Here is a 23,934-nt window from a genome sequence, read left to right on the forward strand (position 1 = left end):
AATTGAGTGTATTGGCGACAGTTTTTTGTAAAAGGACCAAAGGATGGATTCTTAACCCTTTCAGTCTGGTGTTTACCGACCCGGCAAGGTCAGGCCGGTGGAATGGGCGGAATAAACCGACGGTTTCTTTCGGTCGGGGTCCGTAATGAGCATGGGGGTTAGGTTGGCCTGTTTCACGTCATCGAGCACAACGGCAGGACGGTAGTCTTTTTTCAAACAGGTTAGTTTTACGTTGTCGAATCGGATATTCTGCGCATGGCGTACATAAAAACCCCAGGCGGGCAGTTCGCCGAACATGGAGAAATCCGGGTATGCGGTTGGTTTCTCGGGTACTTTATCGAGCGCCTTGAGCGGTACGTTGGCCACCATCGAAGTACCCCCACCCGGATACACAATTTCGACGTTTTTCAGCGTCACATTATTGACCAGCGCATCGGGCATACCGACAATCGACGAGGGTGATACATTCCGGGGCATGTCTTCGATCGGGCCTTCGTACTCATAACCCGCGTCGGCTTTCGTCGCGGGCACCTCCACCCGAATGTTCGTCAGCCGAACGTTTTCAAGACGGCCTTTCTTCCCTTTTACCCGTTCGCCGATGCGCAGAAAAATGGCGTTTCCCGTATTGATAGCCACCAAACTGTCAATCATTACGTCCTCGACAAAACCACCGTCCACCGCTTCCAGGGCGATGGCGGAGCGGTACGTATCGTAGACTTTATTCTGGACCATCCGGATGTTTCGAAAACCTCCGTAGCTGGCTGTACCAAATTTAATCGCATTGGCACTCGACCGGATGGTGCAGTTGCGGACGTAGATGTTCTGACAAACCTGCGAGGCTTCGTGCGATTTCAGACAAATACCGTCATCGGATGAATCGATGTAGGAGTCGGTAATGCTGACGCTATCCGAATCCACAATGTCAATACCGTCATTGTTCCAGTAGGCTTTGCTATCAACCGTTATACCCGCCAGCTGCACGTTGCGGCACTGATCATAAATCTGCACCCAACTCGCCGAATTGCGTAACGTTACGGACTGAAGTTTTAACCGCTGGCAGCCCTTAAAGTATAGAAGCACGGCGCGCGCTTCGGCCTCGGGCCGATCATAGCGAAACAAGTCTTTGACGAGTCCTTTCTGAATCACATTCACGACGTTACGGGCCAGTTGACGCCCCTGCCCGTCGATCACCCCTTTGCCGGTTATGGCAATATTTTGCTGATTTTCGCCAAACACCAGCGCCGTCCAGATGTGCCGATCGTAGTCGAAGGGATTGAGAGACCCCATCAGCACGGCTCCTTCCTCCAGGTGCAGCGTTACGTTCGATTTTAAATGAATCGACCCCGTCAGATACCGTCCGACGTAGAACACCAACCGTCCACCCCCATTGGAATGAATGTAATCAATCGCGTACTGAATGGAACGCGTGTTGAGGGTGGCGCCGTCCGAATAAATGCCAAAAAACGACGCCGGATAATCTTTGGCCTGAGCGCTCAGGTTAGCCCAGAGCAGAAGCAGGGCAGCTCGTAGATAGATCATGGATCCTGTGGAGGAGTTGAGGTAGTAAAATTGATTATCAAAATCGGTCTATCGGCTATAAAACTAACTATCGGTAGCGGAAACCAGTAATAAAGGCCGATAAAATGGTACAAAAGCATCATCCTTTGCTAATAAACTGGAAGTCCCGCGTTGGCCGAAGCACTATGTTTACAGGAATAAAACTATGAGTATTCTTAGAAAAATTAATACATAGTAAACACGTACGAATTATCTGTAATACATTTCGACTTTTAACACTATTTGGCTATTCATTCCTTTCAAGCGTTACCAATGAAGATTCTATGGGTTAATTTCCTGGCTCTCTTTTCAATTTTACCAGCCTACGGCGGCCATCAAATTCCGGATCTGAAAATCAGTAATCTGCGAACAGAGTATTTAGTCAATCCAGTCGGGATTGACGTCACCCAACCCCGCCTGAGCTGGGAGCTGGTTTCTGCCAGGAAGGCACAGTCTCAGTCGGCTTACCAGATTCTGGTTAGTACGGACTCCCTCGCTCTGGTAAACGATGTCGCTAATGTATGGGATTCGAAAAAAGTGGACTCTGACCGAGCCAGTCAGGTGCGGTACAGCGGCAACAAACTGGTTTCCCGGACCAAATACTTCTGGAAAGTCCGGGTCTGGGATGCCGGGAAGAACGTTTGTTCGTGGAGTGCTATCGCCAGCTGGTCGATGGGACTGCTCAATAAAGCGGATTGGCAGGCCCACTGGATTGGCGCACCGGCAGAAAACGTCCCGGACAGTGCAAAATTTGACATCTGGCACAGCTTTCAGTCGGGTTTCAGCACCACGGAGAATGCCGTGAACCAATGGGTTACGGTTGATTTGGGCGCACAGCAGGAAATCCGTCAGATCAAACTGTACCCCGTCGATTATAAACTCTACGCCAATGGATATCTCTTCCCCAAACGGTTCAAAATTTTGGTATCGGCTACCGCTGACTTTAAAAAAGCAACGGTCGTTGCGGACGAAAGCGCTCGGGATTACGAACTGAAAGGGCTGGAACCGTACAGTAAACCGATTCCGCCCACTACTGGCCGGTACATCCGGGTCGTGGTTAGTAAACTCCGAAAAACGGACGAGGGGAAGTATGCTTTCGCCTTCGCTGAGCTGGAAGCCATCAACGCCCGTTCCGATAATGTTGCCTTGAAAAAAACGGTCGTGGCCTCCATTCCCTACGCTGCGTATCCCGCCTTTTCAGCGGAGAACTGGAGCCCGGCCAACTTGACGGATGGGGCTTACACCGGCAGCTCGGCTAATCGTAAGCCGTTCAAATCGTCCATACCCGCATCCCCTTTGTTGCGGAAGACCTTCACGATAACGAAAAATGTTAAGCAGGCCACCCTCTACGCGAGCGCTTTGGGACTGTATGAGATAACAGTAAACGGAAAAAAAGCCGGAAATCAGGTGTTGGCCCCCGAGTGGACCGATTACCACGAACGCGTTCAATACCAAACCTATGACGTTACCAGGTATCTGAAAAAGGGTGTCAACGTGATGGGGGCGATGCTGGCCGATGGTTGGTACGCGGGCGGCCTTTTCTCCCACCCCGATCGGGGGTCGTATGGCTTTGACCGGCGGTTGATCGGGCAGTTGGAGCTCTTGTTTGACGATGGGACCCGCACGCAGATCGGAACCGATGCCAGCTGGAAGCTATTGGAAAACGGACCCATCCAGACGGCCTCCCTCTTCGACGGCGAAACGGTTGATGCGAAACGGTTGCCCGCCCGATGGATGGAGCCTGATTTTGACGACGCTGCCTGGAAACCCGTTACCGTTGACAAAACCATCTCCAAAACACTCACCGCCCAACTCAATGAGCCGATCCGAGTGATCCAGGAAATTACGCCGGTAAAGGTGGTGAAAGTGAAGGACGGTACGTACATCTTCGACCTGGGTCAGAACATAGCGGGTTGGGTACACCTTAAAATTCCGTACAATCCGGCTCAAGCCATTACGTTCAGGCACGGTGAAATGCTGGACGAACAGGGGCAACTTTATGTCAGCAATCTGCGGGCGGCCAAGCAGATTGACGTATATATACCCGGGTCAGAAAAAACCATCGACTACGAACCGCGCTTTACGTACCACGGCTTCCGGTATGTCGAGATTTCCGGTCTTACCCAGGAGCCTGAATTAACCCACGTTACGGGGAAAGTGGTCGCGTCGGCTGCGCCGTTGGCTGGTACGTTCGAGAGTTCGTCGCCCGATCTTAATAAATTGTGGGCCAACATTTTATGGACCCAGCGGGGGAACATGCATTCGGTACCGACCGACTGTCCGCAGCGGGATGAGCGGGCGGGATGGATGGGCGACGCCCAGGTGTTTGCCCAGACGTCTATCTACAATCTGGACATGAGTGCGTTTTTCACCAAGTGGGTGCGGGATATTGCCGATTGTCAGCGAGCCGACGGACGGTACCCGGATTATACGCCACAGGTTGACAAGTGGAATCGCTATTGCAATGCCCCCGGCTGGAGCGACGCGGGCGTCCTGGTCCCCTGGCGAATGTACGAGAACTACGGCGATACGGCCATTCTGGCCCGCCAGTACACGTCGATGAAAGCCTACCTCCTGCACATTCTCGAAACCAATCCGGATTTGTTGTGGAAAAATGACCGGGGGAACATGTACGGCGATTGGCTGAACGGCAATACTATCATTGCGGACGACTATCCGAAAGAGGGGGGCAAGGTGGATAACGACATCTATTCGACGGCCTTTTTTGGCCATTCGACCCGAACCGTCGCCAACGTTGCCCGGCTCCTGGGTCATCAACGGGATTACGTGTTCTACGATTCACTGGCCACCGCAATAAAGGCACGGTTTGTCAAGGAATACGTAGCCGAAGACGGGACCATTGCTGGCAACACGCAGGCGGCTTACGCCCTCGCTTTAGAATTTGACCTGGTGCCCGAAAAATTGAAGAAACAGGCTGCGGCCCACATGGTCCAGGCCATCAAGGCGTATGATTACCGAATCTCGACCGGCATTCAATCGACGATCCGGCTGATGAATCAGTTGTCAGAGTACGGGTACGCCGATGTGGCCTACAGATTACTCGAAAGCCGCCGGTTTCCTTCCTGGATATACTCCATTGACCAGGGAGCAACCACCATTTGGGAACGCTGGGACGGCTACGTCAAGGGCCGTGGTTTTCAGAACGTTGGTATGAACTCGTTCAATCATTACGCCATCGGGGCCGTGGGTGAATGGATGTACCGAAGCATCCTGGGCATAAACGCCGACTCTGCCGGTTACAGGCACTTTACCATTAAACCGCGGTTAGGCGGCAGCCTGACCTGGGCCAAGGGTTCTTATCATTCCATTGCCGGAAAAATTGCCGTCGACTGGAAAGTCGACAACGGCACCTTCCGGTTAGCCGTTCAAATTCCGGCGAATACAACGGCTACCGTGTTCCTGCCATCCAGGAAAAGCATCAGCGAAAACGGGCAATCCATCCTGGGATCAACCGATATCCGGATTGTTGAGACCACCGACGCAGGGACTGCCTTACTCGTACCATCCGGTAGTTACACGTTCAGCGTCGCCTTATAGGGTAAGGTTACAAGGCTCTGCTGGATTGGGGTTCGGTTTCCCAGGTACTAAGCGTCGCGTGACAACGCATCAGAATGAATTTGACGAAACGATGAGAGGATTAAAAGATAAAATTATAGTCATTACTGGCGGCCTGGGCGATCTGGGCTATGCCACCGCCGTCCGCATGGCCGAAGAGGGTTGTGTGATTGTTCTGGTTGACCTTCAGCCTGATGCGGATCATAAGGTCTCCGCTTTGGGTGCTCATTTCTGGCAACTGGATATTCGTGATGAAACGGCGGTGGCGGAAACCTGTGCGGCCATTGAGCGCGAAATTGGGCCCGCTCACGTGTTGATCAACACCGCAGCCCGCTTTATTTTCAAAGGGGTAGACGCCACGGCGGACGAGTGGCAGCAGATCAACGCGGTGAACATTGGTGGTACGTCGCTGATGACCAAGTACATCGTTCCGCAAATGAAGAAAAACGGCGGGGGCAGTATCATTAATTTTTCGTCGGTGAGCGGCTTTGTCGGGCAAGCCAGCTTTGCGACCTACAACGCCACCAAATTCGCCATTCGGGGATTAACGAAATGCTGGGCGCAGGATCTGGCGCCTTTTGGGATCCGGGTAAATACGCTTTGCCCCGGTTACATCTACACCCGTGCCTTTATTAACTCATGCGAGAAATTAGGCCTGGACATCGACGAAGAAGACCGTCGGGCGTCGGCGATGCACTTACTGAACCGGCAGGGACGCCCGGAAGAAGTAGCCGCGGCAGCCGCCTTTCTGGCCAGTGACGATTCGTCCTTCATGACCGGCAGTGACTTACTCGTCGATGGCGGCTACTTAGCTAAATAAACAATGAAACTGGTCGATCTTTCTCATCCCCTGATCCACGGGCAGCAAACGTTTCCGTCTGACCCCAAGCTGAGCATCGTTCCGCACGGAACGACCCGAACGTTGAAATACAATATTACGCAAATCGTCATGGGATCGCATCAGGGAACGCACCTGGACGCGATGTACCACTTTCTGGACGATGGCAAAACGCTGGACCAGATGCCTCTGGAATGGTTTTATGGAAAAGTGCACGTACTCCGTATTCCTAAAGCCGCCCGGGAAGAAATTACTGTCGATGACTTTATGCCGTATGAGCAACTGCTGGTTTCTGAGGCTAAAATCATCTACGACACGGGCTGGTACCAACACTTCGGGCAGGATGATTTCTTTGAAAATTTCCCGTCGCTGACGCAGGAAGCCAGTGCGTATCTGGCCGACCGAAACATCCGGATGCTGGGCATGGACACCCCGACGCCCAGCCGCGACTGGTACGAAGTGCATCACATCCTGTTGAAAAAAGAAATCGTCATTGTGGAAAGCCTGACAAATCTGGATCAGGTTCCTGATGAATTTACCTTCATGGGATTTCCGCTCAATTTACAGGGCCGCGACGGCTCCCCCATACGGGCCGTGGCTCAATTCTGAACGTCGACATTCCATGAAAGCACTGTTTTATCCGGAGTTTAAAAAACTTACGATTGCTGAACGGCCTTTGCCTTCGTTTTCCGAGGAGGAGGTCCTGCTGAAAGTACTGGCTTGTGGCATTTGCGGGAGTGAGCTGGAAACCTTTAAAAACCAAAGTCCGCGCCGGATTCCGCCTTTAATTATGGGTCATGAGTTTTGCGGAACGGTTGAGGAGGTTGGTTCCGACGTTATGGGTTACACGAAAGGCGATCGGGTGGCCAGCAATAGCGTAGTGGCCTGCGGAACGTGCGACCCCTGCAAACGAGGCTTGACGAACGTATGCAAAAACCGGCAAATTTTCGGGATGCATCGGGGCGGGGCCTTCGGGCAGTACGTGAACGTACCGGCCCATTGCCTGGTGCCGATGCCGGAGACGATGACTCCACAGGCCGCCTGTATGGCCGAACCGCTGGCCAACGGGATTCATATCGTTAATCTTACCCGGCACTTATCCCCTAAAAAAGTTCTGGTGATCGGTGCTGGGCCCATCGGACTGGTTACGCAGCAGGCCTTTCAAGCGCTGCTGGGCGTAACGGTGTACGTAGCCGATCTGCGGCCTGAACGGCTTTCCATTGCGCGGGAATTAGGCGCTGCGGCCACCATCCATTCCGCGGAGGAAGACCTGGTTTCCGCTATTGGTCAATTGACTGAGGGGGAAGGAATTGATCTGGTTGTCGATGCCGTGGGAAATTCTCAAACCAACCAGCAGGCCCTGCAATCCATTCGGCCGGGCGGGGCCATTGTGCTTATTGGGCTTTATGAAAACTCCCAGCCATTTTTTACCTACGACATTATTTTAGCCGAAAAGCAAATCATTGGCACCTACGCGGCTACGCAGCAGGAAATCAACGAATCGCTGCATTTGATCGCTTCCGGGAAAGTAGACGTAACGTCGTGGGTTCACTATTACTCGCTGGATGACGGAGTGACGGCCTTTACCAACATGATGACGGCCAAGGCGGCTCACATTAAATCGGTTATTCTTTTTTAACCCTCTTTTCTCGCCAGGCATTCGCTATTGCGCATCCTTTGACGCTACCTTTTTATGACTACCAGCACGAAGAAAATTGTCATTACGGATCACGGCTTTTCGAACATCGACCCGGAGCGAGCCGTGTTGGCACAATCGGGCTATGAGCTGATCGACGCCCAGTGTAAAAACGAAGCCGATTTATTGGCGGCCACCAAAGATGCGTTTGCCTTGATCGTCCAGTGGGCACCTATTACGGAAAGCATCATCCGAAACCTGGATCATTGTCGGCTCATTGTGCGCTACGGTATTGGCGTGGACAATCTCGATCTGGCCGCGGCCCGGGAACGACAAATACCGGTTTGCAACGTACCGGATTATTGCATCGATGAAGTGTCTGATCACGCGATGGCTTTGGCGATGGCGCTACACCGGCAATTGCTATCAACGGATAGGCGGGTTCGGGAGGGCGTGTGGAAAATCATTCCGCCCGGTACGGTTCCGGCCTGTAGCGATGCCATGTTCACGACGCTGGGATTCGGACGGATCGCGCGGGTTGTCCACCAAAAAGCCGCTGCGTTCCGGTTTAAACTGGCCGCATTCGATCCCTTCGTAAGCGAAGAAGCCATGCGGGCACTCGGGGTTCAAAAAATAACGCTGGAGGAAGCCCTGGCGAATTCAGATATTCTCTCCCTTCACTTGCCCCTTAACGACCAAACCCATCACCTCATCAATCGGGAATCGTTAGCGAACATGAAGGCCAATGCGGTGTTAATCAATACGTCCCGGGGCGGGTTGATCAACACGATAGACCTGGCGCAGGCACTAACGGAAAATAAAATCGGTGGCACTGGTATTGATGTCTTTGAGCAGGAACCGCTTCCGGATGCTCACCCGATTCGTCAGGCCCCCAATACGATCCTTACCTCGCATACGGCCTGGTATAGCCAGCGTAGCATTCCGATTCTTCAGCAATTTGCCGCCGAAGAAGTGTTGAGAATGATAAATGGGGAACCGCTAAAAAATCGGGTGGCTTAGTAATTATTCAGCCGGATTATTGACCTGAAGCTGGTATAGTGACGTTTGAAAGTGCAACGACTTATGCTTTAACTGGAATTGTTTAGGTGATAGTTTGGTGTAGCTTTTAAATTGTTTGTTAAAGTTTGATACATTTTGAAATCCGCATTCAAAACAAATCTGCTGGATACTAAACTTGTGCAACATCAACAGCTTGCAGGCATAGCCAACCTTCAGTTCATTGACAAATTGAGAAAAGGGCTTTTGCATACGTTGTTTAAAATACCTGGAGAAAGCCGTCGGACTCATGTTGGCAATATCGGCAGCATCGGCCAACCGAATGGATGATTTAAAATTATTCATGATATAGGCATGGACCTTATTTAATCGATCATTCGTGTTCTCATTACTATATTGGTTATAACCCTCGCTGGACAATACCATCAACTCTTCAGAATCAGCCAACAAGCTAAGGATTTGTAATAATTTAATTAATCTATTAACACCACTTAAAGCTTGGACCTGATACATTTGACTGATAATCGCGGACTGGGTTTTGCCCATTATTTTGATTCCTCGCTGGGATAGTCGCAGAAACTTTTCTACCGCATACAATTCGGGCGTTGTAAAAAAAGTCTTTCCTAAAAAGTCTTCTTTAAAATGAATAACGAGCGCTTCTGATGACTGATTATTCTCTTTTGAAGCATCGGTTTTCCAGGTATGGGCTAGATTTTTTCCAATAAAAATCAGATCATTTTCAGCGTAGCGATCAATATGGTCACCGACAAATCGGGTCCCGGAGCTTTTAACAATTAGTGTTAATTCGTATTCGGAATGGTAATGCCACAGGCCCGGAAAAGAGCCGTTATACGTAAAGTGATTGACACTGAAAGAATCAGTTTCTGTTTTTTTTACCTTTAAAAGCAGAGGATCCATAATTTATAGTATTCAACGCGTTCTATAAGCCTTATTCGGCACAAATTAGCATAAATGGACGAACGAAAAGGATTTTATTGCGGAGACTTCCGCCAACAGGTTATTTAGCGGATGAAAGCTAGGGATATAGGAAAACCGGCCACAGATCATTTGCCAATGCCAGTTCAGTCAGGGTGAAGGACTCAACCAGCGTATTCTCTCTTTGTACAGCATAGGACGGTCTTAAGAGAGGAATTGCGCCGACTGGGTTTACCGGTTTTCAATGGGCGGCATAATAAGTGCAATGTCATTTCTGTTTACCGTCTTCTTTCTACGTTCCGTAACGTTGTTTTAATGATTCTTGATACCAATCTCATTCTCTACCACCTTAGAAAGCAACGACCGCTACCGCCCGAAACCATCATACCGGTGGTTGACCTACGGTTTACGGCTGGTGAAATACAATGCCAATGACCCATTTGGCGAAAAAACCGTCTAAATGACCGATCTTCCATCAGTTTAAGGCGAAGGATACCCTTTCAAAAGTCTCGTATTTTTGTGCTGTTTATAGTGCTATATTTGACACTATTTGAATATATTTTCTAGTGCTAAATATAGGTATATCTGAGCTTTACATCAGATCTATCTGTTATGTATTAAGAGTAGTTTGAAATTGATCATAAAAGAAAAAACCGGCTCTTCAAGGCCGGTTTTTTGCAGAAGAAGATTACATGGTTCAATATTAGTTGACAGCCACCAATCGGGGAGCGGCTTCTATCTGTTTAGTGGTTAATGTGACTTCTTTAGTGGTTGTCTCGACACCGTTGCTGATGGCTACCTGATACACGCCATCGGGCAAATTGCTCACATCCATCCGCAGACGTACCGCTTCCTGCCGTTTGCCGATCTGCTGGGCAAACACCTCCTGACCGTTCGCATTCAACAGGCGGACCACCACCGCACTGCTCGTTTCTTTCTGGACGGCTACCTGAAGTTTACCTTCAGCAGTGGTGTGAATACCGGTTTGAAAAGCGGCTGCCTTCTTGGGTTTATTGGGATCGGCTTGGACGGTGTTGAAGCTGGCAGCAGTTAAGGTCAGGGCGATGAGCAGGGTGTTGAAGAGGGCTTTCATGGCGTTTATTGTTTAAATGTTGTTCCGTTTTGTTGAATCAAAGGTCGGCACCTTGGCCATGAAAGCCTGTCACAAATGAGTCAACTCCTGCTACTTTTGGGAAAAGCCGTTTTTGGCTACTGAACGACTGATGTCTTAGCCTGATATAGGTTGTCAGATTTACATCCCAAATGACAACTATGCAAGATCACATTCGAGACCTGCTCAGTCGGTTTCAGTACAGTGAGCAACTCAGAGAAACTGCTGTTTTTCGAATCCTTTTTGGTGGAGAAGAGGTAAGCCAGGTAGCGGATTCTCCTACACGGGTTGCTCAACTAGCAGGCTAATTACTGCTATTTTGAGTTCTTGTTGCAACACGATTCAAACGTACTATGGAAATCCGTGCGATTACTGAATTGTCCCTTTAACACCTCTAGAGGTCCACTTTTACTCGACTATATACACCAAAACTCCTTTCACGACCTTGGTTTACATCAAAATGTTGTCAACGGCCTGCATCCGTTGTGGCAGATTCTTTTCCCCTAGCATCTCACGAAGATCAATCTCAATCGTTCGACAGATGGCCGTCATGGGAACATCGTTAATACTGTTTTCGAAAGGATTTTCACTGGTATCCCCTACCACTTCCATGGTATAAAAAACCCAGGAAATGGCAACGGAAAACGGAATAGTCAGCCAGATATATTCGCCCCCCAGTTTGCCCAACTCGGTTAGTAGCCCAAACGGCAACAGAATTACAAAAATCCAGACGAATGCCTGACTAAAAAAGGCATATTGCCGGGGAAACGGAAAGGATTTGATTCGTTCGGCCGCTCCCTGCTGGTTGTAAAACTCCATCAATAGCCGTTCTAATTCGCAATGGTAATAGTCGGTCAACATATCCGCAGCCCGCAACGCCCGCAGTTGGGCCGATTGCTGCTTGATAATCTGGGCCGCTGGATTCTGACGTTTAATGAAGTATTCCACCTCGTCATCGTCCAGAAACATGCTTAGCTCTTTATCCAGTTGATTCTGCTCAAAGGCACTTTGCTCCCCCACAATTTCGGCTCCAATATTGCGGTCGTTGCTCCAGACCCAACGACTCCGTAGCTGCAACCGCAATGCATTAACATAAGCAATGTGGCGATAAATTAGCTGCTGCTGAATCTGATACAGTTCGAGCGGTGAACACGTACCCGCATTAGGAGCAACCGCAATGAAGTCGGCCACCAGCATTCCCCACGACCGACTGGCGTTGACCAAACCGCCCCAGATTCGGCGTCCTTCCCAAAGCCGCTCATAGGAGGCATTATTCTTGAAACCCACGTAAAATGCCACCGCCGTGCCAATGGTAGCAATCGGAACAAACGGGAGCCCCAGAAAATGCCAGCCGGCCAGCGTATATAAAAAATAAATGGCAGTAGCATATAAAAAAAAGAACACAACCGCCTGCCAGGCAAACCGGGCAACGATGCGAAGAGGTATACGTTTAGCGGTATACATAGACGTGGAACAATTAAGGGTAAACTCGTAAATCAGCCCGCGTAGTGCAGGGTTAAAACAGTAATATCATCAAACTGGGCGGCCTCACCGATAAACGTTTGAATATGATGGAGCAACGTATCGTTGATTTGTTTCGGGCGGGCCGCCGACGTTTCGGCCAGCAGAATATCCTTCACCCGTTGCAACCCAAACCGTTCGCCCAACCGGTTATTGGCATCAATAACGCCGTCGGTATAGGTAAAAAGCGTGTCGCCCGGTTCGAGCCTAAACGTTCCGGAGGTGTAGGGAAAATCGCTGTCGATGCCCAGCGCCAGGCCACCTACTTTCTTCAACACCTCCACCTGGTTGTTCTGCCGCAGAATAAGCGGTGGTTCGTGGCCAGCGTCAATGTATTCTACAACGCCGGTGGTCAGGTCCAGAATACCGATGAAAGCCGTTACAAACATCATCGACTGGTTATCCGTGCTCAGAAAATCGTTGACCCGGCCCACTTCTTCGCAGATGCTTCCGCAGCTTTTGCTGGAGAAATGACTCTTGAAAATGGCCTTGGTGATGGCCATGAACAACGAAGCCGGAACGCCCTTGTCCGACACATCGCCGATGATGAAAAACAGTCGGTTATCGTCCATCAGCAGGTAGTCAAACAAATCGCCCCCGACAACCTTGGCCGCTTTCAGAAACGCGTGCAGATCAAAATCAGCCCGGTGTGGAAACGGTGGAAACCGCTTCGGCAACATCGATTGCTGAATATCCTGCGCAATGTTCAAATCGTTCTGAATGGCCACCAGCTGATCGTGTTCCCGCTGCGAATGCATCAGCATTTCGATGTGCTGAACGGTTTTCGTGATGGTTATTTCCAGATCGTCGAAATTGATGGGCTTAGTCACAAAATCAAACGCGCCCCGGTTCATGGCCGTCCGGATGTTGTCCATGTCGTTGAAGGCCGATACCATCACCGCCTTCAGGTACGGACTTTTCCGGTCGTTCAGCTTCGAGAGAAACGTAAGCCCGTCCATTTCGGGCATATTAATATCGGACAGCACCAGACTTACATCCTGGTTTTCTTCGAGTTTTTCGAGGGCTTCGGTCCCGTTGGACGCAAACACAAACTCGAAAACCTTGTCACGAATCTGGCGCCGGAAACGCTGAGTAATCAGCATTTCCATATCTGATTCGTCATCTACACTGAGTATCTTGATCGTCATGGCTTTGAATAAATAGCAAACGGGCGCGTTGGCTGGCCCGGGTTATGGGTAATGAATTTCTTCGATTATTCCTGAACTGTGTTGAGCGGCAGGTTAATGGTAAAGGCCGTAAACTGGCCGGGCACCGAATCGACACTCAGTGAGCCTTTGTGCAACCCGTTGATGATTTCCCGACTGAGCGCCAACCCCAGCCCCGTCCCTTTACCCGCCGGTTTGGTAGTAAAAAACGGGGTAAAAAGCTTTTGCCGGACCTCATCGGGAATGCCCTCACCGTTATCCCGGATGGTGACAACGATGGAATCGACTTCTTTACGCGAAGCCACGGTAATGACTGGTTTATAGTCGTCGGGCTGTTTTTTCCGGCGTTCGTTCACGGCGTAACAGGCATTCAGCACCAGGTTCAGAATCACCCGGTTGAATTCGGAGGGCGCCAGCGTTACTTCCCCGACCCCCGGGTCGAGTTGAAACGCCAGCGACACCACAAACTCTTTGTCGCCCGCCCGAATGCCCTGGTAGGCCAGTTTGGTAAATTCTTCCAGCAGCGTGTTCAGGTCGGTTGGCACAAAATGCGCCCCATCGTTCCGGGCCTGCGCCAGCATCCCCTGAATCAGCCGCTCGGCCCGGGCGCTGTTTTCCCGAATACGGTTTATATTGCCCCTGGCCATGTCGAGCAGGCTGCTCAGTTCGTCCCACTCCGGGTGATCCTTTAATCGCTCCCCGATGTCGTCGACCTCCCCCATCAGGTCGATCGCAAGCCGGGCGTAGTTGCCAATAAAGCTGAGCGGATTCTTGAGTTCATGCAAAATACCCGCCGTTAGCTGCCCAATGGACGCCAGCCGATCCAACTGCCCGACCCGCTCCTGCAGGATGGCCAGCTCCGCTTCGACAGTCAGCGGAATGTGATGGGGGGAATCGGGTTCGGATACTGATTGGGATGGTTCCATAGACTTTTAGTAAAAGTGATAAAGGATGCTGAACGATTTTACCCGACCTGGGCTGGCAGCACCATGACAATTTCCGTGTACTCGCCTTCTTTCGAATTGATTTCAATTTTCCCTTTGTGTAATTCGACAATATCTTTGGTCATAAACAACCCCAGTCCCGTACCCTTCGACGTTGGTTTGGTGGTAAAAAACGGGCTAAACAACCGCGCCAGCTCACTGGATGGAATCCCTTTGCCATTGTCCCGAAAACGCAGCCGCACGTGACTATTTTCCAGCTCCGTTGCAATCTGCACTTCGGGCATAAACCCGCTGACGGTCTTGCTTTTTTCAAAGAGCGTATAGTATGAATTGCTCACAATATGCTGCACCACCTGCCCGAATTCGTACGGCAACAGTCGGGTCCGGACCGGCTGCGGGTCCAGTTTCAGAACCAGATTGACGCCCAGATCCCGGTATTCACCTTTCAGTTCCTGAATCAGCGTGCGCGTCTTGCTTTCGACAAAAATGTTGAGATCGGTTTCCAGAAAATCCCGCGACTTCTCCTTCAGGAGCCGCTGCATATCCTTCAGAATGCGGGTCGTGCTGTTGCTGTGTTCCTGAATTTTGGCCAGGTTCTTCTTCAGAATGCCCAGGTCGTCGATCAGATCGGCCATGACATCGGCGCTCACCCCGTCGGGCTGCTTCTGAAGCGTTTCGATGACTTCATCGATCATGTCATCGGACGATTGCGAAAAGTTGTTGACGTAGTTCAACGGGTTCAGAATCCGGTCTACAATGCCCTTGGTCAACTGCCCCACCGAGGCCAGTTTTTCCTGCCGGATCAGTTCGCCCTGCGCATTTTTCAGATCGTTCAGCGTGTGCTCCAGGTCTTCCAGCAGACGCGTTTTGATGAAAGCTGCAATCAGGTGCTCCTTCAGGTTCCCGATCATGTTCAGATCCCGCTGATCGAACGCATTCGGGCGAACGGTATTTTCGAGCGTAATAAACCCGTCAATACCGTCTTCGTTGCCAATCACCAGCGTCACCAGCGTCTGCGGGGGCGTCAGGTCATCCAGGGCATTGCCCAACGGCTCAAAATGCACTTCTTTTTTAAGGTAAATATTCTCCTGAATTTCGACGGCTTGCGACAAAAACCGCTGTTCGGCCTGCTCCGGGCTCAACTGCACCGACTCAACGTGCGACAGATCGTGGCTGCCTTTTAACGCCTTGTACCGAAACGTGCCGGTGCTTTTGTCGTAGAGCAGGAAACTCGCCCCATTCATATTCCGGATCACCGAAAACTTAGCCAAAACCGTCTGAAACAGGTTGGCAAAATCAATTTCGGCATTAATCGATTGCACGAAAAGGTCGATTTTCTCGAGCTGATCGTTCTTGATCGCCAATTCTTCCGACTGCTTTTCGAGTTCCGATTTCTGGTGAACGACCTCTTCCGTTCGTTCCTGAATCAGCGTTTCAAGCGCCTGCTTTTCCCGGACCACGGCCGCCAGCCGCCAGCGCACCAGGGCTACCAGTAACACGCCTGCTCCGATGACCAGCAACCCAATCACCCACCAGCGTCCGTACCAGGGTGGCAAAACCGTAAATGAATACGTGGCTTCCCGGCTGGGCAGCTGGTAAATAGTCCGGGCTTTGACCCGAAACTGGTAGGTTCCCGCCGGTAGATTGGTGTATTCTTTCCAGTTTTCAGCCGTCCAGTCTGACCAGTTTTTGTCGAAGTTTTCGAGCTTATACTGAAACTGAAGCCCCTTTGCCGTCGGATAACTGGCCGCCGAAAATTCGAAACTGATGGAATTTCCCTGGTACGGCAGAGCCGTTTGAGCCTTGTTTGGACCGGCGGACGATTCACTCGCGCCCTCAAAACCGTTGAACAGAACGGTATTTTCGCCCGTCCGGATCTGGCGGATCAGGGCATCGTACGGCTGGTCATACCGCTTCGAAACCCGGGCATCATACCGAATCAGGCCGTCGCGCCCGCCCATCCACACGATTCCGTTTCGGTCGGGATAAATTACATTGATCGGCGACGTGGAAACCGGCAGAAACGGTGTGGACTCCGCCCGGAATCCGTTCCGTTGTTTCTGGTAAAAGACCACCTTTTTTTTGTCACCGCCCACCGTCCAGAAGTTACCACGCGGGTCTTCCAGCAACGCGTTATGCCAGTGATCGGCCGCCGGCCGCCCATCATTGAACGGGTTAAAGGCTTCGAATCGGTCCTGCTGCGGATCGTAGCGGAAAATGCCTTTTTCGTTACACACCAGCAGACCCAGCGAGGTAGTCGCCAGTCGGTTATAAAGCAGCGTGGGCAACCCCTGCAAATTGGTGTACTGACTCACCTGGTTGGTAGCCGGCCGGAACTGGTGCAGCCCCCGGGTTAGCGTTTCGAGCCAGATATTCCCCTGCGGATCCTCCTCAAGTCCGAAAATCCGCTCATCGAGTTCCATAAAAAAAGAGGACGCAGCCCGCGGGTTGTCCGAAACCGTCAGCACCCGCAGCCCGTTCTCGGTTCCGGCGTACAACCGCGACGGATCGCGACGGGAGCCCTTCAAACTGAGGGTATATTCCTGGGTGATGGCTTTTTTCTCACCGTTCTTTACCCGGAACACGCCTTTGCTCGTGGCCACGTACAACGTTCCACCAACGTCGGCCAGCGCAAAACAACTCACACTCAGGCCCGGTACCGGCCGCACCTCCGACTGTTCGATCCGGAATAAACCGTTCACCGTAGCTAGGTAAACCACCTCGCCGACGCGCTTTATGTCCATCACCTCACCCATCTGCCGGGCCGATCCGCTAAAAAAAGAAAGCTGCGAAGGGATTTCGAGTTGAGCGATTCCGTTGTTGAGGGCCAGCCACAGATTGCCTTCTCGGTCGGGAAACATCGCATTCGTCATCTGGTCGGTTACGCCGGCAATGCCCCGGACGATTTGCTTTAGCTGGCCGTCGGGCGTCATCAGAACAATACCACCCCGGAGTGTACTGATCGCCAGCGACTGGTCGGGCAGACGGGTTCCGCACGTCGCCTGATTGACCGAGAGATAGGTATTCAGGGGGTTCTCAAAAGGCTCGACGGTATTGTTCACCAGTCGAAAACCGCCCTGATTACTGGTCACCAGCAGCGATTCGCCGGAACCCAACGGAAGCAGGGCTACGGCATCGTATAAAACGGGCACCTGACTGCTGCGGTTCACCGGAACCAGCGTTCCCGACCGGAGGATACTCAGCCCTTTGCGTTGCTGAAAAACGTAAATTTGCTGATTGCTCTGAAAGGCCGACAGAATATTCAACGTCGTATTCCACTCCGTCACCACGGTGCCATCCCAGCGAAACAGGGCATTTCGGGCGATGAAATAGATACCGTCGGGCGCTTCCAGAATGGCAATAATTTCGTTAAAGCGGCCTTTGACGTTCTGGCTCAGACTGACAAACTGGAGCTTTCCGGTTGGATCAGGCCGCAGATACCCAAACTCGCCGTTACCACCGACACAGATGTTGCCATTCTCCGCCCGCAGCAAAGAAGACACTTTGGAAATCGTTGCCGTCGGAATTGTCCGCCAGTCCAACCCGTCGTACTCCAGAACACCGGCAAAATTACCCATGTACAGAACACGCCGTTGATCCTGCGTAACGGCAAAGTTCTGACTGTGGGCATTGTATTGATCGGGCGAATAGAACCGGGCCGGAGGCACAATCTCATCCGCGGGCCCAGTTTGCCCCCAGGCCAGCGTTACACTGAGCAGCCAACCCAATGCCAGCCAAAAGCCCCGTACAGGACTCGGTTTCTTCCAGCGGCCTCGCGTTATTTGTTGGTTATCAATGCACATAAGACGGTTGTTTGTCGGCGTACCACGACTGGATAAACGGCCAGAGTCGAAGCTGCTCCGGCTCCAGCCCATCAGCCACCCGACGGCTTATTGCGGCCCGTTCCGAATCGGTTTGCATCTGGCGAACCAGTTCGGCAAAGCGGGCCGGATTCACTTGTTTCAAAACATACAGGGCGGTTTCGGCCACGCCCTCATCCGGCGCAATGGTGTGCGCAACGAGCAGGGTTGTCGGGTCGGCTGAATCGTTTTCGGGAAGTTCCAGCAACGCAACGGCTTTGAGCTGGGACGAAATGGCGTTAAAGTCTTTGTTGATGATGTCGCGCAGCCGCTGCCCCACCGACAGTTGCTGCTGCGGGTAATTGACCGAACACCGCCGAACCTGTTCCAGGAGCGGCATATCGGTAAACAAGGGTAGCAAATCGGATTTGACTTCATCCGGAACGGTGGTCGTTAAAAGCTCAATGACATACTCCCGAATGTCGTCGACCTGGTGGGTTAGCAATTCACTAATCAGGTCAAACCGATCATCACCGTACAGGACGGCCAGCCGGTTGAACAGATTCGGGATCACCCGTTTTTCTTCTTCGCATAACGCCCGGGCGATGGGCGACGACTCACCCAGAGCGTTCAAATCCAGCCGGGCAGCGGCCACCCACACCAGCAGGGCGATCTGCTCGTCAATCTGCTCCAGCACGTGCGAACGCTCAGTAACGGTAGCCCGGTGCCGCAACCGCTTCAACCCGTTGAATACCTGATGGCGAACCGCCAGAATGGGGTGATTCAGGGTAGTACGCAAAAACCGCAGACTGGTTTCTCCGCCAATTTCGCCAATAATTCCCGCCACCCGGATTTGCAATTCACCAACCTTTTGAGATTGGTTAAAAAACCGGATCAACGTCGGCACAACCGGCTCACCAATGGCGCACAGAGCCGAACCAGCCACTTCCTGATAAGCCGGCATACGCAGGTGTTCCAGCAAGCTGGGCCAGAGTTCCGACCGACCGGACTGCCCGGCCGCTTCCAGTGCCACCCGCCGAACCGACGGTTCGGCATCCTGCAACAGCGTCAACAGATGCTTGTAGGCATGATACCGATCGGAACGACCCAGTGCTTCAGCCGCCCGAATGCGGCCTTCGGTTTGGTCCGAACTCACCAGCGTCTCGATTTCCTGAAAAGTAAAAGCGGTAGCGGTTGTCGGTCGCGCTTCGGTCGGTTCGGTTTCAGGGGATGCCTCATCGGCAGAATCAGCGGACCGAATGGAGCGCAGGACGGCCAGTTGAAGCATATCGCGGTAACCAGCCTGCACCCGGAAAGCCAGAACGGACCAGCCCACTGCGATGGCCAGAAAAAGGTAGCTCAGTTCCACCAGATCGATAAAACCCACATTGGTCAGCAGCAACAGCAGCAAACCCGGCAGCAGGCTGCCCAACGCTTTCGGAACGCTCTCGATGTAGCTCTGCAAGGACGTTCGTTCCGCCAGCGGAATCGGCTGAAACAGTACCTGAAAAGCGGGCTCACTGATCGCTTTCCGCACCGAACTCATCAGAAACCGGCTGACGGCCATCAGCGCAAAAAACAGTGAGGTGGTCCCGTAAAACGTGCCGTAGATTGATCCCAGGGCAAAACTTCCCGCCAGCCCCAGCGGCAGCAGGATGATTCCCGTCCGGATGGAATACGTGCTGATGAGCTGGTTATAAAGAAAGGATTTGATCAGCAGTTCGATCACCGCGCAGATGCCGAAGAAAATACCCAGAAAGCTGGCCAGTACTTCTTTATTGGGAAAAATCTCCTTCGAAAGAACCGTAAAGAGGTACTCGACATAAATCAGACCAAAAACCGGCATAAAAGCCAATAGAGCCAGTAACCTATAATACGGTTTCCGGTTGACAGAATCGTCGGCCAGCGCAGGAACGGTTTCCGGCGAAACGGCCGCCAGTGGACTCAGGGCCAGCCGCTCGCCAAATTTCCGGTAAATAAACGCCATCAGACCCACGCAAAGCAGTAGGAAAAAGAGGCAGATAAACAGCAGATCGTGGGTCGACATCACCTTCAGCAACAGCGGAACGGAGAAGTAGCTAAAAATTGACGCGACCACTTCGCCGGTGCTGATAAAGCTAAACAGCCGTTTGGACTGGCTCAGTTTGAAAATCCGTCCGGCGGTGGCCCAGAACGTAATACCGTTCACGAAAACAAACACCCGGTTCCAGAGAAACAGCATAAAATAGAGCCATTTGTTGGCGCCCGAACTACCCACCAGCACCAGCCCGCCAATGGAAAGCAGCAGAAAAACCAGCAGATAGCCGTTCACCCGCACAAAGCTGGCCCGTTGCCGTAAGCCCTTCACCGCCTGGCCCAGAATATAGACCAGTGAACCACTGGCCATAAACGCCAGCGGCATTTGTGTCCGATCAAAATTGATCAGAAACAGGGACGTTGTGGCCGTAAAGAAAACCGCTCCCGCAGCCCCCATCAGCAACGAGTAGGCCACGAACAACCAGACGGTTTCTTCTTCTCCGGCCTGCAAACTCAGGAGCTTAGCGATTGTGTTCCGTTGCACTTGCATCCGCTGGACGATTATGAAGGTTGTATTCCATAAAAAACAAGGGCCATTCGGGGCGCTCGGGCACATTCCGCAGCTCACAAAACGGCGAGAAGCCCAGTTTGAGCAGGGAGTTCACCCGGAAGGCCAGCTGCGTGGAGGTCACAACCCGGCCAACCTGGTGCCGGGCCGCCATCTGAAGACGGGCCTGATCGAGCCGTTTCGACAGCCCCAACCCCCGGAACTGCGGATCGACCACCAGCCGGTTGAACGACGCAATGGTTTGCCCCGCTAAAACCGCCCGGCAGGAAGCTGGTAACAGATTGGCATACGGAGCCTCTTCAATGGTTGGATGCAGACTCATGCGGGCCGAGGCCACAACGCGATCCTGATCCCGAATGATCCAGTGAAACGCCGTTTCGTCCAGTGGTTCGATCCACGACTGTTTGGTAAAAAAAGCCGGATCAGCGCCGGGTTCATGGCGCCAGGCCAGCACCCGCAGGGCACCAATTTCATCCATCCGATCCGGAAAAATGACCTCCTCGGGTTGGTAAGGCTGGGGTATGACTAGCGTTTTCATATCAGTTAAAAAATCTGGAGGGCTCGTAACCTGTGCATTGCATTCTGACTCCGGGAGCCTTACCGCCCGCTTTCCGGCGGGCTTAACGTGTAATAAAGTCCCACCGAAACCGTCCGGCGATCCTGCGGAAACCGCGCGGCATAGTTGCTGCCATCGGCTTCCCGGATGCCCGGCACGAAATATTCCGTATTCAACAGGTTACGGACCGACGCCTGCACCGACAGTCCCGATACCGGAATCCGGTAGGTCAGGTTGGCATTCAGCACCACAAATGGATCAAACCGTTGGATGGGATTAAGACTGCCCGACGTGCCCTGGCCTGTTTTCCGGGCGCCCACATAATTGGCCGAAACGTACCCACCCAGCCGGGCGGTAAACTGGCGATGCAGCCCGGCATTGGCCATGAAATCCGCAATGTCGCTGATGCGCAGACGGGCATCGTGGTCCCACGGATTGGTGTACGTAAAATTCCACCAACCGTTCCATCCCGTGGATTTGAAGGAACCTTCGCCCTGAAGACCCCAGATCCGGCGTTTGCCAATTGCCTGAAACTGCTGCGTTTGCCCCGACTCGAACGGTACGAAAGCCGTACCAACAGCATTGCTGTAATTGGCCAGAAAACCGACAACGTTCATGCTCCACTGTTTGGTAAACTGGTAGTGCGTGCTGAATTCCAGGTTATTGACCCGTTCGGGCAGCAACGTCGGGTTCGGTAGCTGGCGGGTGGCGGTTGTGCCGTATTTCTGGAGGAACGAAGCATCTTTAAAGGCTTCCGCATACATGGCCTTGAAGATGGCCCGGCCCCGGCTGTAAATAGCGGCCAGCCGGGGGTTTACCACCGTCCCGTAACCGCCATTTTTCCGAATGCGGTTGTAATCGGCCCGCAGTCCGCCGACCAGTTTGAGCGCGCTCATTGCCTGGTACGTCACCTGGGAATACACCCCGACATCGGCGGTTTTGAAGTTATTACCGCCCGGCAACATAATGGCTAATCCGCCGGTTTCGTCGGCCAGCGCCCGCGATGACGTGATGTAATTGCCCTGAATCAACCCGCTCCGGAATTCAACGCCCCCACTCACACTCACTTTAGCCGTTGGAAACCAGAACAGTCGTAGTTCGTTGCGCAGTTGCGTCGATACGCGGTGCTGGTAGGTGGTAGTAGCGGTCGGAACCGAATCCCGGGCCAGTTCCAGCAAACCCAGGCGACCGTTGTAATACCCGTTATAGGTTACCAGACTGGTAGCGCCACTGATCTCGTGCAGCAGGTACGAAGCCAGGTTGAGGATCTGAAATTTTTCACTGAACGCTTTGGTGTAGGTGATCGAAAAAGCGCGGTCGGCGGTGACCCAACGCGGGTTCTTGTCCGTCGCCAGCGTCGAACGGTTCGTATACCAGGGCATGGCCCCTTCATCGGTTTTCCAGTTCAGGTACGAAATGGTCAGGTCTTTGAATTCCAGCTTGGCGCGCACAAACCAGTCGCGTTTGGTATTGCTGAAGGTGACGGGCTGGCCGTTCAGCACGTTTCCAAACAGGTTGTTGTCCAGTCGGGCGGCCCGGTCGGCGCCCTGCGGACTTAACCGAATGGCGGTGGCTGTACCGTCGGGGGCGTAATCGACCGAAAACAGGTTGCTGCCGGGAAAACGATTGGTCAGGTTGGTGCGCCTGATGTAGTCCTGCGCTAAATAGACGCCGTCTTTATTGGTACCCGTCAGATCCAGTCGCCCCGTATAGTCGGCGGCCGTTCGGGAGCCGAAGTTCCACTCCGGATACCGCGACAAATCCATTTCCTCCGAGCGAAAATACCGTCCCGTTACCGACAGCGCCACATCCGGGGTTTTTGCCGTCAGCACCCCGTCAACGTGTTGCCGTTGCAGCGATCCCGCCCGCATCTGCCCCGTAAAAGCGACCTGGCGACCCGGGCCGGGCAGTTCCCGAAAATTTCGGGTAATGATGTTGATAACCCCCATGAACGCATTGGCCCCGTACATGGTCGAAGCCGGTCCGTAGATCACCTCAATCCGTTCGATATCCGACAAGGGGTATTGCGGAGCAATCAGTACTGAATTGGAAACCAGGTCGTTTTCTTCGACTCCGTCGATCAGAATCAGGGTGCGGTCGTTGGAGGTGGAGCGGTACCCCCGCTGGTAAAAATTCGAATAGCCCAGTCCGTTTCCCTTGATCATATCAAAACCGGGCAAATCGTGCAGGGCCTGTTCCAGCGTCTGGTACCCCCGTTGCACCAAATCTTTCTGCGTCAAGACCACCACCGTAGCCGGTACGTAGAGCAGGTTTTCGGCCCGCTTGGATACCGATGTTACCTGCACGATCTGTTCCTGAAAATCACGAACCTGCTGAAACAGGGCTTTATAACGGGGAGACGACGAGAAATCCGGTTCAAACTTCGGGTTAAGGGCCAGCAGTTGGGCAATTGCGCGGGAGCTTTGCGGGAGCGAATCAATCGCCAGGTACGTCATCGACAGGATCTTGTACCCCTGCACGCGTGCATTTTCGCTAAAACTTTTTTCCAGACAAGGCGTCAGCAGCGAAAATACCTCCTCAAACTTGCCGATAGCATACTGCTTCTCAGCCTCGGGAATAACCACCAGCTCATCGCAGCGGTTTTGCCCCCAGACCGGCTGGCAGACCCAACCCGTCAGCAGCAGGGTAATGACTCCAATAAAACCGTATAACTTCGTCATGGTATTGGCTT

16 protein-coding genes are annotated in these 23,934 nt (G+C 52.5%); 6 read left to right on the forward strand and 10 right to left on the reverse strand.

Annotation, left to right across the window (positions count from 1 at the left end; genetic code table 11):
• Positions 1–72: 72 nt before the first annotated feature.
• Entirely contained in the window at positions 73–1,539 is a 1,467-nt protein-coding gene (locus LX87_RS23185) for a glycoside hydrolase family 28 protein (protein WP_111630685.1), read from the reverse strand.
• A 291-nt stretch (positions 1,540–1,830) separates the two neighbouring features.
• On the opposite strand from LX87_RS23185, the gene LX87_RS23190 reads away from it, so the two are divergent.
• The 5 genes from LX87_RS23190 (at position 1,831) to LX87_RS23210 (ending at position 8,627) form a co-directional block, all read left to right on the forward strand.
• Complete coding sequence (locus LX87_RS23190) at positions 1,831–5,115, forward strand: family 78 glycoside hydrolase catalytic domain (protein ID WP_111630686.1); 3,285 nt, start codon at positions 1,831–1,833, stop codon at positions 5,113–5,115.
• A gap of 91 nt (positions 5,116–5,206) precedes the next feature.
• Entirely contained in the window at positions 5,207–5,953 is a 747-nt protein-coding gene (locus LX87_RS23195) for an SDR family NAD(P)-dependent oxidoreductase (protein ID WP_111630687.1), read from the forward strand.
• 3 nt (positions 5,954–5,956) lie between these two features.
• On the forward strand, positions 5,957–6,580 hold the full coding sequence (locus LX87_RS23200) for a cyclase family protein (protein ID WP_111630688.1): 624 nt from the start codon (positions 5,957–5,959) through the stop codon (positions 6,578–6,580).
• 13 nt (positions 6,581–6,593) lie between these two features.
• On the forward strand, positions 6,594–7,610 hold the full coding sequence (locus tag LX87_RS23205) for a zinc-dependent alcohol dehydrogenase (RefSeq protein ID WP_170139437.1): 1,017 nt from the start codon (positions 6,594–6,596) through the stop codon (positions 7,608–7,610).
• Between the two features lie 54 nt (positions 7,611–7,664).
• Positions 7,665–8,627 (forward strand): C-terminal binding protein, encoded by a 963-nt coding sequence (locus LX87_RS23210; RefSeq protein WP_111630690.1) that lies wholly within the window; start codon positions 7,665–7,667, stop codon positions 8,625–8,627.
• A gap of 3 nt (positions 8,628–8,630) precedes the next feature.
• Here LX87_RS23210 and LX87_RS23215 read toward each other — a convergent pair whose 3' ends face one another.
• Entirely contained in the window at positions 8,631–9,542 is a 912-nt protein-coding gene (locus LX87_RS23215; protein WP_111630691.1) for an AraC family transcriptional regulator, read from the reverse strand.
• Positions 9,543–9,882: 340 nt separating this feature from the next.
• Between LX87_RS23215 and LX87_RS28890 the strand changes: the two genes are divergently transcribed.
• Positions 9,883–10,020, forward strand: a complete 138-nt coding sequence (locus tag LX87_RS28890) for a hypothetical protein (protein WP_170139438.1) — start codon at positions 9,883–9,885, stop codon at positions 10,018–10,020.
• 243 nt (positions 10,021–10,263) lie between these two features.
• Here the strand turns inward: LX87_RS28890 and LX87_RS23220 are convergent, their stop codons facing one another.
• From LX87_RS23220 to LX87_RS23255, 8 genes are all read right to left on the reverse strand, one after another.
• Positions 10,264–10,653 (reverse strand): T9SS type A sorting domain-containing protein, encoded by a 390-nt coding sequence (locus tag LX87_RS23220; protein WP_111630692.1) that lies wholly within the window; start codon positions 10,651–10,653, stop codon positions 10,264–10,266.
• Positions 10,654–11,121: 468 nt separating this feature from the next.
• On the reverse strand, positions 11,122–12,135 hold the full coding sequence (locus tag LX87_RS23225; protein WP_111630693.1) for a bestrophin family protein: 1,014 nt from the start codon (positions 12,133–12,135) through the stop codon (positions 11,122–11,124).
• Positions 12,136–12,167: 32 nt separating this feature from the next.
• Positions 12,168–13,340: a PP2C family protein-serine/threonine phosphatase gene (locus LX87_RS23230; protein WP_111630694.1), complete on the reverse strand. Its 1,173-nt coding sequence runs from the start codon at positions 13,338–13,340 to the stop codon at positions 12,168–12,170.
• A gap of 65 nt (positions 13,341–13,405) precedes the next feature.
• A complete protein-coding gene (locus LX87_RS23235) occupies positions 13,406–14,284 on the reverse strand; it encodes a sensor histidine kinase (protein WP_111630695.1) in 879 nt (292 codons plus the stop codon).
• Between the two features lie 38 nt (positions 14,285–14,322).
• Positions 14,323–18,105, reverse strand: a complete 3,783-nt coding sequence (locus tag LX87_RS23240; RefSeq protein ID WP_170139439.1) for a sensor histidine kinase — start codon at positions 18,103–18,105, stop codon at positions 14,323–14,325.
• Positions 18,095–20,668, reverse strand: coding sequence for a HEAT repeat domain-containing protein (locus LX87_RS23245; protein ID WP_170139440.1), 2,574 nt, complete (start codon positions 20,666–20,668; stop codon positions 18,095–18,097). The genes LX87_RS23240 and LX87_RS23245 overlap by 11 nt, the downstream gene beginning before the upstream one ends.
• Positions 20,640–21,224, reverse strand: coding sequence for a GNAT family N-acetyltransferase (locus LX87_RS23250; RefSeq protein ID WP_111630698.1), 585 nt, complete (start codon positions 21,222–21,224; stop codon positions 20,640–20,642). Before LX87_RS23250 ends, LX87_RS23245 begins: the two co-directional genes overlap by 29 nt.
• A 59-nt stretch (positions 21,225–21,283) precedes the next feature.
• On the reverse strand, positions 21,284–23,923 hold the full coding sequence (locus tag LX87_RS23255; RefSeq protein ID WP_111630699.1) for a TonB-dependent receptor plug domain-containing protein: 2,640 nt from the start codon (positions 23,921–23,923) through the stop codon (positions 21,284–21,286).
• Between the last annotated feature and the right edge of the window lie 11 nt (positions 23,924–23,934).

Source organism: Larkinella arboricola (assembly GCF_003259745.1).
Lineage (GTDB): Bacteria > Bacteroidota > Bacteroidia > Cytophagales > Spirosomataceae > Larkinella > Larkinella arboricola.

What these genes read in the sequence shown, in the direction of transcription:
- LX87_RS23185 (WP_111630685.1), bottom strand. Translation starts at nt 1,539, where the DNA reads ATGATCTATCTACGAGCTGCCCTGCTTCTGCTCTGGGCTAACCTGAGC.
- LX87_RS23190 (WP_111630686.1), top strand. Translation starts at nt 1,831, where the DNA reads ATGAAGATTCTATGGGTTAATTTCCTGGCTCTCTTTTCAATTTTACCA.
- LX87_RS23195 (WP_111630687.1), top strand. Translation starts at nt 5,207, where the DNA reads ATGAGAGGATTAAAAGATAAAATTATAGTCATTACTGGCGGCCTGGGC.
- LX87_RS23200 (WP_111630688.1), top strand. Translation starts at nt 5,957, where the DNA reads ATGAAACTGGTCGATCTTTCTCATCCCCTGATCCACGGGCAGCAAACG.
- LX87_RS23205 (WP_170139437.1), top strand. Translation starts at nt 6,594, where the DNA reads ATGAAAGCACTGTTTTATCCGGAGTTTAAAAAACTTACGATTGCTGAA.
- LX87_RS23210 (WP_111630690.1), top strand. Translation starts at nt 7,665, where the DNA reads ATGACTACCAGCACGAAGAAAATTGTCATTACGGATCACGGCTTTTCG.
- LX87_RS23215 (WP_111630691.1), bottom strand. Translation starts at nt 9,542, where the DNA reads ATGGATCCTCTGCTTTTAAAGGTAAAAAAAACAGAAACTGATTCTTTC.
- LX87_RS23220 (WP_111630692.1), bottom strand. Translation starts at nt 10,653, where the DNA reads ATGAAAGCCCTCTTCAACACCCTGCTCATCGCCCTGACCTTAACTGCT.
- LX87_RS23225 (WP_111630693.1), bottom strand. Translation starts at nt 12,135, where the DNA reads ATGTATACCGCTAAACGTATACCTCTTCGCATCGTTGCCCGGTTTGCC.
- LX87_RS23230 (WP_111630694.1), bottom strand. Translation starts at nt 13,340, where the DNA reads ATGACGATCAAGATACTCAGTGTAGATGACGAATCAGATATGGAAATG.
- LX87_RS23235 (WP_111630695.1), bottom strand. Translation starts at nt 14,284, where the DNA reads ATGGAACCATCCCAATCAGTATCCGAACCCGATTCCCCCCATCACATT.
- LX87_RS23240 (WP_170139439.1), bottom strand. Translation starts at nt 18,105, where the DNA reads ATGTGCATTGATAACCAACAAATAACGCGAGGCCGCTGGAAGAAACCG.
- LX87_RS23245 (WP_170139440.1), bottom strand. Translation starts at nt 20,668, where the DNA reads ATGCAAGTGCAACGGAACACAATCGCTAAGCTCCTGAGTTTGCAGGCC.
- LX87_RS23250 (WP_111630698.1), bottom strand. Translation starts at nt 21,224, where the DNA reads ATGAAAACGCTAGTCATACCCCAGCCTTACCAACCCGAGGAGGTCATT.
- LX87_RS23255 (WP_111630699.1), bottom strand. Translation starts at nt 23,923, where the DNA reads ATGACGAAGTTATACGGTTTTATTGGAGTCATTACCCTGCTGCTGACG.